Genomic DNA, 15,252 nt, shown 5'->3' with positions numbered 1-15,252 from the left:
AACACTCACGGCCCCTGAGCAGCGGAAACCTTGCCTCCCGCCGGGCCTACGCCACGCGGCGTTCGACGGTGGGGACTGCGGCCAGGAGGGTCTTGGTGTAGTCGTGCTGCGGGTCCAGGAGGACCTGCTCCACCGGGCCGACCTCCACCAGCTCGCCCCGGTACATCACCGCCACGCGGTCGGCGATGTTCCACGCCAGGCCCAGGTCGTGGGTGATCACCAGCGTCGACAGGTCGCGCTCCACGCGCAGGCGCAGCAGCAGCGACAGGATCTCGCCGCGCACGGTCGCGTCCAGCGACGCCACCGGCTCGTCGGCGACCAGCACCTTCGGCTCCAGCACCAGCGCGCCCGCGATCACCACGCGCTGCCGCTGACCGCCCGAGAGCTCCTGCGGCAGGCGGCCGAAGAACTTCTCCGCGGGCCGCAGCTCCGCCGCTTCCAGCGCCGCGGTCACCCGGCCGCGCTCGTCGTCGGTGATGCCGTGGATCCGCAGGCCCTCCGCCACCGCCTCGTACACCGTGTGCCGCGGGTTGAGCGCTCCCGTCGGGTCCTGCAGCACCAGCTGCACCTGCCTGCGGTAGTCGCGCAGGCCCGCGGTGCCGGTCGGCAGCGGCACCCCGCCGTAGCGGACCGCTCCCCTGGTCGGTTTCTGCAGGCCCAGCAGGGTTCGCGCGAGCGTCGTCTTGCCTGATCCGGACTGCCCGACCAGGGCGACGATCTCCTTCTCCTCCACCGCCAGGTCGACCCCGCGCACCGCGTGCACGACCTGCCCGGAACGGCCGGTGAAATCCACGGCGACGTCCTCGGCGGCCAGCAGCGCGGCGCCCCGGGACGCGCTCTCGGTGAGCCGGAACTGCGGATCGCCCACCGTGGGGAACGCGTCGGCCAGCGCCTTGCTGTGCTCGTGCTGCGGCCGGGTCATCACCTGCTGGGCCGCGCCGTGCTCCACCACTCGCCCCTGGTACATCACCGCCAGCTGCGCGCAGCTGGCCGAGAGCACGGACAGGTCGTGGCTGATCATCACCAGCGCGATGCCGCGCTCGGCCACCAGCCGGCGCATCAGCTCCAGGATCTGCGCCTGCACCACGACGTCCAGCGCCGTGGTGGGTTCGTCGGCGATCACCAGCCGCGGCTCGCACGCCAGCGCCATCGCGATCATGACGCGCTGCTTCTGCCCACCGGAGAGCTCGTGCGGGTAGGCGTTCGCCCGGTCGGCGGGAAGCTCCACCTGCGCCAGCAGCTCCGCGACCCGCGCGGGCAGGTCCTCGCCGCCGCTCCCGTGCAGCTTGATCGGCTCGGCGATCTGCTCGCCGATCGTGCGCACCGGGTTCAGCGCGTGCATCGCTCCTTGGAACACCACCGACGCACTCGCCCAGCGCACCGCGCGCAGCCGCCCGAAGGTCATCTCGCGCACGTCCTCGCCGTCCAGCAGGACCTGCCCCTCGATGCGCGCCGAGCTCGGCAGCAACCGCAGCACCGACATCGCCACGGTCGTCTTCCCGCAGCCGGATTCGCCTGCGATCCCGAGGGTTTCGCCTTCGCCGAGGCTCAGGTTCACACCCCGCACCGCGGGTTCCTCCGCGCCCCGGTAGGTCACCGACACGTCGCGCAGTTGCAGAATCGGACTCACCGCCGCCCCCGCAGCCTCGGGTTGAACACCGTCTCCAACGCCCGCCCGCACAGGGTGAAGGCGAGCACCACCACCACGATCCCCAGGCCCGGCGGCAGCAGGTACCACCAGGCGCCGCCGGTCACCGCGCCGGTGTCCATCGCCGACTTCAGCATCGAGCCCCACGACACCAGGCTCGGGTCGCCGAGACCGAGGAACGACAGCGTGGACTCGGCGATGATCGCGCTGGCCACCGCCAGCGTGGTGTTGGCGAACACCAGCGGCACCACGGCGGGCAGCACGTGCTTGCCGATGATGTGCCCGTGCCCGGCGCCCAGCGCGCGGGCCCGCTCGATGTACGGGCGGGTTTCGACGGTCAGCGTCTGCGCCCGCACCATGCGCGCCGTGGGCGGCCAGGACGTCACACCGATCGCCAGCACGATCGTCCACAGCCCGCGTTCGAGCACCGTGGACAGCGCGATGGCCAGCACGAGCGCGGGCAGCACCAGGAAGAAGTCGGTGAACCGCAGCAGGATTCGCGAGGTCCAGCCGCCGAAGTGCGCCGCGAGCACGCCGACCAGCGCGCCGATCAGCACCGACAGCAACGCCGCGGCCAGCCCGACCACCAGCGACACCCGGGTGCCCCACCAGGTCAGCAGCAGCACCGAGCGACCGGATTCGTCGGTCCCGAGCCAGTACTCGCCGCTGGGCGCCTGCAACGGCTCACCGGTCGCGCGCGTGACGTCCAGGCCACCGGCATCGCTGAGCAGCGGCGCGAGCAGCGCCAGCAGGCCGACGACGACCAGCACCACGAGCCCGACCAGCCCGCCCCGGTCAGCCCGGAACACGCGCCACGCCTCGGCCAACCGCGCCCGGCGGCGCGCCCGGACGATCTGGCCGGCGGTGGCCGTCACGATTCCCGCACCCTCGGGTCCAGCACTCGGTAGAGCAGCTCGGCCAGCACGTTCATCACCACCACACTCCCCGCCAGCACGATGAAGATCCCTTGCAGCAGCGGCAGATCCGGCACCCGCAGCGCCTCGAAGGTCAGCAGCCCGAGCCCGGGCCAGGAGAACACCGTCTCCACCGTGATCGCCCCGCCGACCACCAGCCCCATCCGCAGGAAGATCAGCGTGACGGTCGGCAGCAGCGCGTTGGGCACCGCGTGGCGGCGGCGCACCAAGTCCTCGCGCAGCCCCTTGGCACGCGCGGTGGTCAGGTAGTCCTCGCCCATCTCCTCCAGCAACGAGGACCGCATCACCATCAGGTACTCGGCGTAGATCACCGCGACCATGGTCAGCGCGGGCAGCACCAGGTGGTGCGCCACGTCGAGCAGCTGCGGCAGGAACTCGGGCGGGGTGTCCGGCGAGGACATCCCGCCGACCGGGAACAGCCCCGGGATCGGGCCGACTCCGACGCCGAAGGCCATCAGCACGATCAGGCCGAGCCAGAACGTGGGCACCGACCACAGCGTCAGCGCCACCGAGGTCGAGGTCTTGTCGAACGCGCCACCGTGCCGCCACGCGGCGCGCGAGCCCATCCACAGCCCGAGCACCACCGCGAGCGCCGTGGCGGTGCCCACCAGCAGCACCGTCGGCCCGATCCGCTCGAGGATCAGATCCCCGACCGGGCGGCTGTAGGTGTAGGAGGTGCCGAGGTCACCGCGCAGCAGATTGCCGAGGAAGTCCAGGAACTGCTTCCACAGCGGCTGGTCCAGCCCGAACCGCTCGCGCAGCACCTGGATCTGCTGCTCGGTGACCGGCGCGCCGCGGGTCATGGTGCGCACCGGATCGCCCGGGATCACCCGGAAGAGGAAGAACCCCAGCACCGCCACCAGGAACAGGCTGACCAGGCCGCCGCCGACCTTGCCGCCCAGGAAGCGGGCGAACCGGCGGCGACCGGCGCTGGACGGTGCCTGGTCCGGGACGGTGGCAAGCAGATCGGACACGGTTCACTCCCTGGTGTCGGCGGTCGCCCGGCGGCGGACGAACACCAGCGCCACCACGACGCCGACCAGCACCACGACACCGCCGAGCACCCACGCCACGGTGCTGTAGTCGGTGCCCGAGGTGCCGTTGACCGCCGCCTCGGTGGGCTCCGCGCCGTAGTAGCCCCAATAGCCCTGCTGCGCAACGATGACGCCGTCCTGCGCGGGCTGCATGGTGAACCCGGCGTAGCGGTCGGTGCGGTAGGCCTCCAGCGAGTTCTGGTAGAAGAGGATCAGCCCGGCCGCCTGGTCGTAGAACCGCGCCTGCGCCTGGTTGACCAGGTCGACCCGCGCGGCCTTGTCGAACTCGCCGAGCTGCCGGTTGTAGAGGTCGTCGTACTGCTGGTCGCACAGGAACGAGTCGGTGTTGCCGCCGCCGCTCGGGCTCGGCCGCGCCGCGCAGGTCTGCAGCCGCAGCACGTAGTCCGGGTCGGGGTTGGCCGACCAGCCGCTGATCACCATGTCGAAAGCGCCGGCGGTGGTGCGGTCGTTGAGCTGGTTGTCCGACACCGGCTGCAGCTCCACGCCGATGCCCAGCTCCGACAGCCACCGCTTGACGAACTCGCCGACCTGGATGTCCTCCGAGCGGTTGCCGTGCAGCACGAAGTCGAAGTTCAGCGGTTCACCCTGCGGGGTGTGCCGGATGCCGTCCGCGCCGCGCGGGTAGCCGGCCGCGTCGAGCAGCCGGTTGGCCTCGGCAAGGTCGAAGGGCCGCGGCTGCGGCGGGTTCCAGTGGTAGTCGCCGAAGATCGGCGGCAGGTAGCCGCCGCCGACCTGCGCGTAGCCGCCCATCACCCGGTCGACCAGCGCCTGCCGGTCGATGGCGTGGTCGATGGCCTGCCGCACCCGCACGTCCTTCAGCGCCGGGTGCCCGGTGCCGATCGGCTCGTTCTCGCTGTTGGCCGCCCCGGGGTTGAGGATCATCTCGAAGAAGCGCCGGCCCTGGCCCTTGACCTGCTGGATGTCGGATTCACCGGCCAACGCGTCGAACTGCGCCGGGGTGAGCTTCTGCACCACGTCGACATCGCCCTTGCGCAGTGCCTGCACCGCGGCGTCGCTGTTCTTGAACTGGATGAACTGCACCTGCGCGACCTTCGCCGGGCCGCGCCAGAAGTCCGGGTTGGCGGTCAGCGTGACGTCCTGCTCCGGGCGGTAGTCGGTGAGCACGAACGGCCCGCTGCCGACAACCGGCATCTGGTCGTTGGTGAAGCTCGCGACATCGGTGACCTTCGACCACACGTGCTCGGGCACGATCGGCGCGTCGATGGCCAGCATCGTGGCCTGCGGCGTCTTGGTGCGGATGACCAGCGTGCCCTCATCCGGTGCGGTGACGGTGTCGAAGTTCTCCACGAAGTTGCCGTTGGCGGTGCTGGCGGCCGGATCGGTCATCATCCGGTTGAAGGTGTAGGCCGCGTCGCGGGCGGTCACCGGCTGCCCGTCGGACCACTTCACGCCGGGACGGATGTGGAAGGTCCAGGTGAGCTTGTCCGGCGAGGTCTCCCACTTCTCGGCCAGCTCCGGTTCCACCTCGAAGTCCGCGGCGCGGTAGGTGGTCAGCGTCGGGTAGATGGACCGGAAGATGTCGGTGGAGGCGAGCGTGTAACCCAGGAACGGGTTGAGCGAGTCGATCTGCTGCTGCAACCCGATGCGCAGCGTGGCGCCCTGCGGCCGCGCACCGTCCTCCTGCGCCGCCGCGGGCAGCGGCACCATCAATCCGGCCAGCAGCACGGCACAGAGCGCGACGAATCGTCTGCCCACTTGTGACCCCCTCATCCACGGCGAGTGAGAGAAAGGAACCACCTTCTGACGCTGTTCGTCAATGGTTAACCACGAGTTGTCGTCGCCTGACGTCACGCAGTGGAACCGAACCGTTACCCCGTCGGCGCGCCACCGCCCGAAAGCCTGGACAGGCCGCTCCGACGAACTCGGCTATCGGCCCGCGACCGCGACGCCTCGCGCACCGGAGAACAGAAGGCGTCGCATGCGCCGCAGGCGCATAACCCACCCTCGCAACCGGCACCGCCGCGGGTTCTCAGCGTTCGCCTGGCGAGGACAGCCCGAGCGCCGTGCATTGGTCATGCATCAGTCCGGGATTCCGGAGTCCAGACGGACGCTGAGGTTCCGCCACCCGCACCGCTACGCAGGACGAGTCGAGCATTCTCTAATAGATTGGCGGGCGTGCGGATCTTGCTCTCAGCTGACATGGAAGGCGTCACCGGTGTCACCTGGACCGATGACGTGGTGCCCGGAACCGAGCAGTGGCAGCGCTTCCGCCGGTTGTTCACCGGCGAGGTCAACGCCTGCGTCGAAGGCCTGTTCACCGCCGGGGCGACCGGCGTGCTGGTCAACGAGGCGCACTCCTCGCAGCGGAATCTGCTGCTGGAGGACCTCGACGAGCGGGCGGTGCTGCTGACCGGCAGGCACAAGCCGCTGTCCATGATGCAGGGCATCGAGTCCGATGTGGACGGTGTGGTGTTCCTCGGCTACCACGCGCGGGCGGGCGAGGAGGGCGTGCTGTCGCACACCTACCTGGAGAACTCCATCACCGGCGTCTGGCTGGACGGCCGCCCGGCCGGCGAGGGCGCGCTGAACGCGGCGCTCGCCGACGAGCACGGAGTGCCCGTCCTGCTGGTCACCGGGGACGACCGGGCCTGCGCGGAAGCCGCCGACTACGCGCCCGCGGCGCACACCGTCGTGGTCAAGGAGTGCGTCAGCCGCTACGCGGCGATCTGCCGCCCACCGGCCCGCACCGCGGCCGACATCCGCTCCGCGGCGGCGGAAAGCCTGCGCCTGGCCGGGCGCACCGCTGGCGACGTGCGACCGCACCGCATCGAGGTGGAGTTCGACGCCGCGCACCTGGCCGCCGCCGCGGCGGTGATCCCGACCGTGGAGCAGGTGGACGTGCGGCGGGTCGGCTTCGACGCGCCGGACATGACCGAGGCGATGAAGGCGTTCAAGATCGTCACGACCATCGCCGCCCGGGCCGTCCAGGGGATCTACGGCTGATCGGATCCCGTCGGCACCAGCCGACGCCCCTCAGAGATCGCCCCAGCGGGCGGTCTGCCACTGGACCGCCTCCGGCCGCTGCCCGGTTCGGGTGAACTCGTCCAGCGCTGCGCGGAGTTCCCGGAACGGCAGCACCGCGTTGCGCGGGAACTTCAGCGTGCTGCCCGCGTCGAAGGGCAGGGCCGGGGCCTCCGGCGAGGGCTCCGGGTTGAGGGTGTGCCAGGACGTCATCTCGCCGTCCTCGGACTCCTCGGTGAAGTTCAGGACGCCGACCTCGTCCTCCGGATCGGTGACGATCCGTACCTGCAGGTAGGGCCCGGGCGCCTCGGGATCCTGGTGCGGCCGGTCCCAGACGTAGAGGTGGGCGGCTCCCGGCTGCGGCGGGCGCAGCACCTTTTCCACCAGTTCGGCCTTGTCGTCCTCGACCTGCGCGTAGAAGCGCTCACCACCGACGACCGCGGTCGTGACGGTGACCCCCAGCTCGGTGTTGCGCGCGCCGACGGCCTCGGAGCGCAGCCCCTCCAAGCAGATCCGCGCTTCCTTCAACGCCTTCATCGCCGCGCCCTGGTGGTAGACCAGATCGCCCCAGTAGGGGTGGCCGAGCACCTTGTTGAGGTCGTCGTAGACCTCGTGGGTGGCCTCGATCAGCTTGTCCAGGGCGTCCACCGGGACGTCCGCGAGGCGAGCGAACACCACCGCAGGCGGTTCTAGCGGGCCGGGCTCGACTTGTGCTGGATTCGACATGCGTTCCCTGCATCCACTTCGATCGTGGGCGACCCCCAGGACGCCCCTGCCCAGATCTCGTCCCCCAGCAGGCTACCGTGCGTCAGTGCACGGCCCCGAAGCGCCACCGGCTCAGCCGGCGGCGTCCCGCAGCACTCCGAGCGCAGGCCCGCCGTGCGGCGAACCGAGCGCCAATAACGCCCGCGCCAGCCCGTCCGCGTCGTCCAGGCCGAGCTCGGAGACCAGGTCCTCGGGCAGGCTCAGCATCGACAGCGCCACGCCGAGCATTCCGGCGTCCAGCAACCCGGCGCCGCGGCGGCTGATCCGCCTGCCCACCGCGCTGTGCAGGTGCACCGCGGTGTCGACGTTGGCCTCGGTGATCGCGCTCAGCGCGGTGCGGACGTCCGGATTGCGGACCGCTTCGAGGTGCAGCTCGAACAACGCGAGGAACTGCGACCGCGCGCTGGTGGCCATCCGGCGCAGCATCGCCGCGTACAGCGCGGTGATGTCCTCGGAGCTGACGTCGGCGGGAATCTCGCTGCACAGCGCTTCCAGCGCTTCGGTGTGCCGGGCGGCGAGGTAGCGCGCGACGGCCAGGTACAGCGCGCTGCGCGTCGGGAAGTAGTTCTTCGTGGTGCCTTCGGGAACCTCGGCCTCACGATCGATCGCGCGATGGGTGAGCCCACGACCGCCCTCCCGCGCCAGCACCTCGATGGCGGCGTCGGCGAGCAGTTCTCTGCGGTTGCCTCGTTGCGGCATGCATCCCCTCGGTCTCGGCTGCTGATCAACAGCGTACCCGTCCACCACACCAGTGGTGGAGGCGGTCCTTGACCGCCATGTCATCAAATTGGTATAGACCTTACGTCCTTTCCGCTCGCCCCTCAGGAGCCACCGAATGTCGGAAACCGCGCCCGGCCACGCCGAGCACACGCTGGAACACCTGCGGAAGATCGGCGCGCACAACGCCGAGAACCTGCGCACCGCCGCCGAACGACTGCTCACCGCGATCCGCGCGGACGGCCTGGTGTGCACCGCCGGGGCGGGCCACTCGCTGGCCGGCGTGATGGAGTCCTTCTACCGGGCGGGCGGGCTGGCCGCGGTCCGGCCCCTCTACCACCCCGACCTGCTGCCGCTGCACGGCGCGGTGCCCAGCACCCGCACCGAGCGGCGCACCGGGCTGGCCGAGGAGATCCTCACCGCGGCCGGGTTCCGGGGCGGCGCGGACGTGCTGGTGGTGTTCTCCAACTCCGGGGTGAACCCCTACCCGGTGGAACTGGCCCGCAACGCTCGCGCGGCGGGCTCATCGGTCATCGCGATCACCTCGCCGGCGGCCAGCGCCGAAGCCCCCAAGCGCGCCGGGACCACGCTGGCCGAAGAAGCCGAGATCGTGCTGGACACCCTCGTGCCGGGCGGCGACGCCAGCTACCCGACCGACGCACCCGTGACGGCCCCGCTGTCCTCCCTGTCCAACGCGTTCCTGTGGAACATGCTGCTGGTCGAGCTGTTCGACCTGGCCGCGGCCGCAGGCGTCGACCTCCCGGTCTGGCGCAGTTCGAACACCGTCGGCGGCGACGAGGCCAACGCGGCGAACCTCGCCCACTACGGCGAACGAGTCCCCGGCCTCCTCTGAGCCATTCCCAGGCCGGTGGTCGCCGGGCCGAACCTCGGCGCCCGGACGGCGATTTCGCGCGGAAGCGGCGCATCGCGCGCCTGCGGAACGACGATTTCGCGCGAAATCGCCGTCACTCGGACTCGAGCTGCGCGGCCAGTTCGGCGATCCTGCGCAGCTGCGCGGCGCGTTCAGCGGCCAGCTGCTGCTCCGGGTCGACCGCTTCGTCGGCCTGCGCCAGCAGCGCCAGCGTTTCGCGGACCGCGCCGAGCGGCGGCCGCGCGACGGCTTCGGCCAGTTCGTCGACCGCCACGTCGAGCCGTTCCGGCTCCACCACCGCGTTGACCAGCCCCAACCGCAGCGCCTCGTCGGCGAGGACCTCGCGCCCGGTCAGGCAGATCTCCACCGCGCGGGCGTATCCGACGGTCCGGACCAGCGGCAGCGTGCCGCCCAGATCGGGGACGAGCCCCAGGCCGGTCTCGGCCATGCGGAAGCTGGCGTCGGCGGCGACCACTCTGAGATCGCACGCCAACGCCAGCTGGAATCCGGCACCGATCGCGTGCCCCCGCACTGCCGCGATGGTCACCCGGTCGGGTTCTCGCAACCAGCTGAACCCCTGCTGATAGCCGGCTATCTCGGCATCGGCCTGTTCGGTGGGGCGCCGGGCCAGTCCGGCCAGTCCCGGCGCCCCGTCGACTTCGGCGGCGGTGAACAGCCGCCGGTCCAGCCCGGCCGAGAACGCCCGGCCGGCGCCGCGCAGCACCACGACCTGGACTTCCGCGCCCAGGCATCGACCGATCTCCCGCAGCGCCTGCCAGGTGTGCGGTGTCTGCGCGTTGAGCTTGTCCGGGCGGTTCAACGTGATCGTGGCCCGCCGACCGCGGATCGTGAGCCCCACACCGCCACGATCCAGCAGGCCGGCGTCCACCATCGACTCCGCCAAGCGGACCTCCTCGATGAGAGCCCGTCAGCACCCCGCTCCAACGCGAGGCGACCGCGACCGGGCTCCGAGGCGACCAGTGGTCGCCGGGCTCACTTCTTCTTGGAACGCGTGGCGCCCCCGCGACCGCGCAGCTGCACACCCGATTCGCTCAGCACGCGGTGCACGAATCCGTACGACCGGCCGGTCGCCTCCGCGAGAGCGCGGATGCTAGCCCCCTTCTCGTACTTCTTCCTCAGGTCACTGGCAAGCTTGTCCCGCGCACTACCTGTGATGCGCGCACCTTTCTTCAGCTCAGCCACGGTGTCCCCGCCTTCCCTCTGAGCAGGTCGGGCCTCGCGACCCCTGTCAGCGCAATGATCGAACAGGAAAGGCGGGAACGCCAGGCGATCATGGAAAAAAGATCGGCCAACGGCCGAGAACGCCACCCGGCGATCACCGGAATGCACTAATCCATCCGTAGTAGTCGACTCCGGGTGGACGGCGGTTGCTATGCCAGCTGGACGAGGTCGAGGTAATCGTCCGACCAGTGGTCCTCGGTGCCGTCGGGCAGCAGGATGACCCGTTCCGGTTCCAGCGCCTGCACCGCACCCGGGTCGTGCGTGACCAGCACGACAGCGCCGGTGAAGCTGCGCAGCGCGTCGAGCACCTGCTCGCGGCTGGCCGGGTCGAGGTTGTTCGTCGGCTCGTCCAGCAGCAGCACGTTGGCCGCGCTGGAGACGAGTCCGGCCAGCGCCAGCCGCGTCTTCTCACCGCCGGAGAGGGTTCCCGCCGGCTGCTGCAGCTGCTCGCCCTGGAACAGGAACGCGCCCAGCAGGGTGCGCAGCTGCTGCTCCGGGGCGTCCGGGGCGGCGCTGCGGATGTTCTCCCAGACCGTGGCGTCGTGGTCCAGCGTCTCGTGCTCCTGCGCGAAGTAGCCGATGCGCAGACCGTGACCTGGGACGACACCGCCCGAGTCGGACTTCTCCACACCACCCAGCAGCCGCAGCAGGGTGGTCTTGCCCGCACCGTTGAGGCCGAGCACGACGACCCGGGAGCCGCGGTCCACGGCGAGGTCGACGCCGCTGAAGATCTCCAGCGAGCCGTAGGACTTCGACAGCCCGTCGGCGGTCAGCGGGGTCCGCCCGCACGGGGCGGGCTCCGGGAAGCGGATCCTGGCGACCTTCTCCTGGGCCTGCTCGGTCTCGGCCTCGGACAGCAGCTTCTCCGCGCGGCGGGCCATGTTCTGCGCGGCGACCGCCTTGGTGGCCTTGGCGCGCATCTTGTTGGCCTGCGCCATCAGCGTGGAGGCCTTCTTCTCCGCGTTGGCGCGCTCGCGGCGGCGGCGCTTCTCGTCGGCCGCGCGGGCGTCCTGGTAGCGGGCCCAGTCCATGTTGTAGACGTCGGCCTCGCCGCGGATCGCGTCCAGGAACCACACCTTGTTGACCACCGCGGCCAGCAGGTCGATGTCGTGGCTGATCACCACCAGCCCGCCGTCGTGGGCCTTGAGGAAGTCGCGCAGCCAGTTGATCGAGTCGGCGTCGAGGTGGTTGGTCGGCTCGTCGAGCAGCAGCGTGGTGGCCGAGCGACCGCCCGGGCCGGCCTCCGACGCGGCGAACAGGATGCGGGCCAGTTCGACGCGGCGGCGCTGACCACCGGACAGGGTGCTCAGCGGCTGCTCCAGCACCCGGTCGGGCAGACCGAGGTTGCTGCAGATCCGCCCGGCCTCGCTCTCGGCGGCGTACCCGCCGCGCGCGGCGAAGCGCTCCTCCAGCCGGCCGTAGCGGGCGATCGCCTTGTCGCGCTGACGCTCGTCGGCCAGCTCGGCCATCGCCGTCTGCGCCTTCTCCATGTCGCGCAGCAGCTGGTCCAGGCCGCGCGCGGACAGCACCCGGTCCTTGGCCGAGACGGTGAGGTCGCCTTCGCGCGGGTCCTGCGGCAGGTAGCCGAGCTCACCGCGGCGGATCACCTCGCCCGCGTAGGGCTCGCCCTCCCCCGCCAGCACTCGCAGGGTGGTCGTCTTGCCCGCGCCGTTGCGACCGACCAGGCCGACCCGGTCGCCGGGCTGGACGCGCAGCATGGCGTCGGAGAGCAGGATGCGGGAACCGGCGCGCAGCTCCAGGCCGGTGGCAGAGATCAAGGGGAACTCCGGAAGTAGTGGTCGAGCGATTCCACGAACACGCCCACCGGGCGGAGCCGGGGTGGGCGCGGAGGCTGAGCGGGCCCGTCAGCTAATCGATGAGCGGGCGGATCAGCGAGGGAGTGGCGCGGGCAGCGCGAACCACGAAACGCTTGGTGACCACGGAACCAGTGTAACCGCCGATGTCCACCGAATTGATCGCGGATCACATCTCGTCGGTCACACCCGGTCGTGCAGGCTCACAGCACGAAGGTGTCGTTCCACAGCTGCGTGGTGCGGCCGGAGAGGGCTTCCAGCAGCGCGGCGGCCTGGTTGTCGGTGAGCGAGGCGACGAAGTCGATCACCGCCCGGCCGCGCGACATCCGCTCCAGGTGCTCGGTGTCGATCACCGGGGGCTCGCCCGGCCGCACCAGCAGTTCCGGGGCCTGGCTGCGCAGCTGCGCGAACTCGGCGCGGGCCCGGTCGAAGAGGTCGCGCAGCCGGTGCGGCAACCGGGCGGCCTCGCTGCGGTCGATCAGCCAGTTGTCCAGCGCTTCCACCAGCTTGCTCACCAGCCGGTCCTGGCCGCGCTGGTGCAGCGCGAGGTCCGGCCGCTGCAGCACGAACCGGCGGTGCACGAACTTCAGCACCTGCACCTCGTGCCACTGCTCGACGGCCAGCGCGACGTGCCCGGACCGCGTCGGCGGCTCCTCGACGACCTGGATGCCCTCCACCAGCCGCTGCGTCCACTCCCCGGAGAACGCCGCGACGGCCTGCTCGGCCTGCTGCGAGCGGTCGAAGGGCACTTCCAGCAGTTTGGTGACCAGGTTCGCGACGACCTTCTTGACGGCGCTGACGAACGCCTCGTCGTCGGCGATCCAGCCGTCCTTGGCGTGCAGGCGGCGGCGCAACCGCTCCAGCGAGCAGCCGGGGCGCATCCCGTCACCGGCCAGCTCGTCATCGGAGCGCCCGGCGAACTCCACCGCGTGCCCCAGCCACTCGGTCAGCTCGTGCGAGACGCTGGTGTGCTGCAGGATCCCGACGCGGTGGAAGTCCTCCAGATCGTGGATCGCGTAGGCGATGTCGTCGGCGGTGTCCATGATCGACGCCTCGACGGTCTGCTGCCAGTCCGCCAGCCGCCCGCGGAACGGCGAGCGCGCGTCGACCATGTCCTCCAGCTCGGTGCTGTAGCAGGAGAACTTCACCGATCCGGTGCCCGGCCCGTCCTCCGGTTCGGAAGCGCCGCGCGGCGGCACCGGCAGATGACGCGGGTGCGGCTGCGGCTCGGTCAACCGCGTCCACGGGTACTTCAGCAGCGCCGCGCGCACGGCGGCGGTCAGGTCCAGGCCGTCGCCGTCGGTGCCGCGCACGTCGATGCGGGTCACCACGCGGTAGCTCTGGGCGTTGCCCTCGAAGCCGTCGGGCAGCGCGAACCGCTGCCGGGCCAGCCGGTCCAGCACGCCCTCGCCGAGGTGCCCGAACGGCGGGTGGCCGAGATCGTGGCCGAGCCCGGCCGCTTCCACCACGTCCAGGTCGCAGCCGCCCAGCCGGTCGAGCTTGCTCAGGTCGGTGGGATCGGACAGCAGCCGCTCGGCGATGGCCCGCGCGACCTGGGAGACCTTCAGGCTGTGCGTCAACCGGTTGTGCAGCAGCAGTCCGGAACCGCTGGGGCTGACGACCTGGGTCACCCCGCCCAGCCGGGCGAAGAACGCCGAGCTGGACACCCGGTCCCGGTCCGCCCGGAACGGGCTGGCGGCGAGATCACCAGGTGCTCGGCGCGTTCCCGAACGACCACTGCGCCGACCGGTCCGAAGCTGCGCGTCGTACATGGACACACGTTAGACGATTGATTCCGCGCTCATCCGGCGCGGCGCTCCCGGTCGGCAGCCCTGGCGGCGCGCCCCCGGTCCGGCGTGATCTGATTTCCCCGTGGCAGATGTCGTGGTGGTCGGCGGCGGTCCCGCAGGACGGGCCGCGGCGGCGGCCTGCAGCGACACCGGCCTGGAGGTCGTGCTGGTCGACCCGGCACCGCGCCGCGTCTGGCCGCACACCTACGGCGCCTGGCGCGATGAGCTGCCCGCCGCGATCCCCGGTCCCGCGCTGGCATCGGTCGTGGACCGGATGGTCCTGCACGGCACTGACCAGCACGAATGGCACCGGCCGTACGCCGTCCTGGACAACACCGCGTTGTGGAAGCACCTCTGGCGCCACGACGTCGTGGAGATCACCGGCCGCGCGCAGGCGGCCGAGCACGGGCCCACCGGGTCGACCGTGGTGCTCAAGGACGGCAGGCGGATCGCCGCCGCGGTCGTGGTCGACGCGACCGGCGCGGCGCGGGCGCTCTCCGGCGGCCGCCCGGCGCACACCTCCGCACAGCAGAGCGCGGTCGGCTGGGTGGTCAGCGCCGCCGCGGCCGAGCCGTTCTGCGGCCCCGGCGAGGGGGTGTTCATGGACTGGCGTCCGGCCCCGCAGACCCGCGGCGGCTGGCCGACGTTCCTCTACGCGGTGCACGTCGGCCCGGACCAGGTTCTGCTGGAGGAGACCTCGCTGGCCCGCCGCCCGGCGCTACCGCTGGCCCTGCTGCGCAGGCGGCTGGCGGGACGGCTCGCCGAAGCGGGCGTGACCGAGTCGGAGCGGCTCGCCGAGGAGCGCGTGCGGTTCCCGGTGGACGACCCGCTCCCCCGGCCGGGCCGGGTGATCCCGTTCGGCGCGGCCGGCGGTTTCGTGCACCCGGCGAGCGGGTTCAGCGTCGCCGCGTCGTTGCAGCGCGCGCCGTGGCTGGCCGCGGCGATCAGCGCGACCCTGCCGTCCGGACCGGCGGTCGCGGCCCGCGCCGCGTGGTCGATCCTGTGGCCGCCGCGCGCGGTGTCCGGGCACGTGCTGCGGCACCGGGCGCTGCAGGCGCTGCTGTCGCTGCCGCCCGAGCAGGTGCCGGAGTTCTTCGAGCTGTTCTTCCGGCTCGACGCCCGGCACCGCGCCGCGTTCCTGGCCGCCGAGGATGACCCGGCGGGCACGGCGGCGGCGATGTCCGCGCTGTTCGCGAGCGCGCCCTGGCGCATCCGCAGGCGGCTGGCGCTGGGCGGTCTGACCGTCGGTCACCCGCAGGCCCGCCACGGACTCGGCGGCAGCTGACAGCTGTGGTGCGGCGAAACCGCCCGGCCACCGGCACCGCCGCCGGGGTTCCGCCACGCAGAGCAAGCCCGGTCACTGCGGGTGAAAGCGGGCATACCGAGCCAGCTGGGCACGTAACGTGTCCGATGCGCTGCGAATCGTTGTGTCA

General features: G+C 71.5%; 13 protein-coding genes. 3 read left to right on the top strand and 10 right to left on the bottom strand.

The features are described 5' to 3' along the window. Nucleotides 1-46: 46 nt before the first annotated feature. Genes ATL45_RS25220 through ATL45_RS25205 form a run of 4 tightly spaced genes read right to left on the bottom strand, consistent with a single transcriptional unit; the run spans nt 47 to nt 5,369 of the window. Nucleotides 47-1,630 (bottom strand): ABC transporter ATP-binding protein, encoded by a 1,584-nt coding sequence (locus ATL45_RS25220; protein WP_093155535.1) that lies wholly within the window; start codon nt 1,628-1,630, stop codon nt 47-49. Further along, nucleotides 1,627-2,523 carry an ABC transporter permease gene (locus ATL45_RS25215; protein ID WP_093155533.1) on the bottom strand — a complete coding sequence of 299 codons (897 nt, stop codon included), beginning with the start codon at nt 2,521-2,523 and terminating at the stop codon, nt 1,627-1,629. The genes ATL45_RS25220 and ATL45_RS25215 overlap by 4 nt, the downstream gene beginning before the upstream one ends. Beyond that, nucleotides 2,520-3,557, bottom strand: coding sequence for an ABC transporter permease (locus ATL45_RS25210; protein ID WP_093155532.1), 1,038 nt, complete (start codon nt 3,555-3,557; stop codon nt 2,520-2,522). Before ATL45_RS25210 ends, ATL45_RS25215 begins: the two co-directional genes overlap by 4 nt. Nucleotides 3,558-3,560: 3 nt before the next feature. Then, on the bottom strand, nt 3,561-5,369 hold the full coding sequence (locus tag ATL45_RS25205) for an ABC transporter substrate-binding protein (RefSeq protein ID WP_439332464.1): 1,809 nt from the start codon (nt 5,367-5,369) through the stop codon (nt 3,561-3,563). 405 nt (nt 5,370-5,774) lie between these two features. Between ATL45_RS25205 and ATL45_RS25200 the strand changes: the two genes are divergently transcribed. Continuing rightward, the gene (locus ATL45_RS25200) at nt 5,775-6,602 is read left to right on the top strand and encodes a M55 family metallopeptidase (RefSeq protein ID WP_170210346.1); all 828 of its coding nucleotides are present in this window, start codon (nt 5,775-5,777) and stop codon (nt 6,600-6,602) included. Nucleotides 6,603-6,632: 30 nt separating this feature from the next. On the opposite strand, the gene ATL45_RS25195 is transcribed toward ATL45_RS25200, so the two are convergent. Then, nucleotides 6,633-7,346, bottom strand: coding sequence for an Imm1 family immunity protein (locus ATL45_RS25195; protein ID WP_093155527.1), 714 nt, complete (start codon nt 7,344-7,346; stop codon nt 6,633-6,635). A 111-nt stretch (nt 7,347-7,457) separates the two neighbouring features. Beyond that, nucleotides 7,458-8,084 (bottom strand): TetR/AcrR family transcriptional regulator, encoded by a 627-nt coding sequence (locus ATL45_RS25190; protein WP_093155525.1) that lies wholly within the window; start codon nt 8,082-8,084, stop codon nt 7,458-7,460. A 136-nt stretch (nt 8,085-8,220) separates the two neighbouring features. Between ATL45_RS25190 and ATL45_RS25185 the strand changes: the two genes are divergently transcribed. Next, on the top strand, nt 8,221-8,955 hold the full coding sequence (locus ATL45_RS25185) for an SIS domain-containing protein (protein ID WP_093155523.1): 735 nt from the start codon (nt 8,221-8,223) through the stop codon (nt 8,953-8,955). Between the two features lie 112 nt (nt 8,956-9,067). Here ATL45_RS25185 and ATL45_RS25180 read toward each other — a convergent pair whose 3' ends face one another. The 4 genes from ATL45_RS25180 to ATL45_RS25165 form a co-directional block, all read right to left on the bottom strand. Beyond that, nucleotides 9,068-9,877, bottom strand: a complete 810-nt coding sequence (locus ATL45_RS25180) for an enoyl-CoA hydratase/isomerase family protein (RefSeq protein WP_246025530.1) — start codon at nt 9,875-9,877, stop codon at nt 9,068-9,070. 89 nt (nt 9,878-9,966) lie between these two features. Then, entirely contained in the window at nt 9,967-10,176 is a 210-nt protein-coding gene (locus tag ATL45_RS25175; RefSeq protein WP_010310662.1) for a helix-turn-helix domain-containing protein, read from the bottom strand. A 188-nt stretch (nt 10,177-10,364) separates the two neighbouring features. Further along, on the bottom strand, nt 10,365-11,993 hold the full coding sequence (locus ATL45_RS25170) for an ABC-F family ATP-binding cassette domain-containing protein (protein ID WP_093155521.1): 1,629 nt from the start codon (nt 11,991-11,993) through the stop codon (nt 10,365-10,367). 239 nt (nt 11,994-12,232) lie between these two features. Next, nucleotides 12,233-13,801, bottom strand: coding sequence for a deoxyguanosinetriphosphate triphosphohydrolase family protein (locus ATL45_RS25165; RefSeq protein WP_093155520.1), 1,569 nt, complete (start codon nt 13,799-13,801; stop codon nt 12,233-12,235). Nucleotides 13,802-13,901: 100 nt separating this feature from the next. Between ATL45_RS25165 and ATL45_RS25160 the strand changes: the two genes are divergently transcribed. Next, on the top strand, nt 13,902-15,104 hold the full coding sequence (locus tag ATL45_RS25160) for a lycopene cyclase family protein (protein WP_170210345.1): 1,203 nt from the start codon (nt 13,902-13,904) through the stop codon (nt 15,102-15,104). The last annotated feature ends 148 nt before the right edge of the window (nt 15,105-15,252 follow it).

The sequence above is a fragment of the Saccharopolyspora antimicrobica genome (genome assembly GCF_003635025.1).
GTDB lineage: Bacteria > Actinomycetota > Actinomycetes > Mycobacteriales > Pseudonocardiaceae > Saccharopolyspora > Saccharopolyspora antimicrobica.
Note: the sequence above shows the minus strand (reverse complement) of the source record. Positions and strands in the feature narration are given on the sequence as shown.

Excerpts from the sequence above, each read along its gene's own strand:
- ATL45_RS25165 (WP_093155520.1), bottom strand. The coding sequence starts at position 13,801 with ATGTACGACGCGCAGCTTCGGACCGGTCGGCGCAGTGGTCGTTCGGGA.
- ATL45_RS25185 (WP_093155523.1), top strand. The coding sequence starts at position 8,221 with ATGTCGGAAACCGCGCCCGGCCACGCCGAGCACACGCTGGAACACCTG.
- ATL45_RS25205 (WP_439332464.1), bottom strand. The coding sequence starts at position 5,369 with ATGAGGGGGTCACAAGTGGGCAGACGATTCGTCGCGCTCTGTGCCGTG.
- ATL45_RS25190 (WP_093155525.1), bottom strand. The coding sequence starts at position 8,084 with ATGCCGCAACGAGGCAACCGCAGAGAACTGCTCGCCGACGCCGCCATC.
- ATL45_RS25195 (WP_093155527.1), bottom strand. The coding sequence starts at position 7,346 with ATGTCGAATCCAGCACAAGTCGAGCCCGGCCCGCTAGAACCGCCTGCG.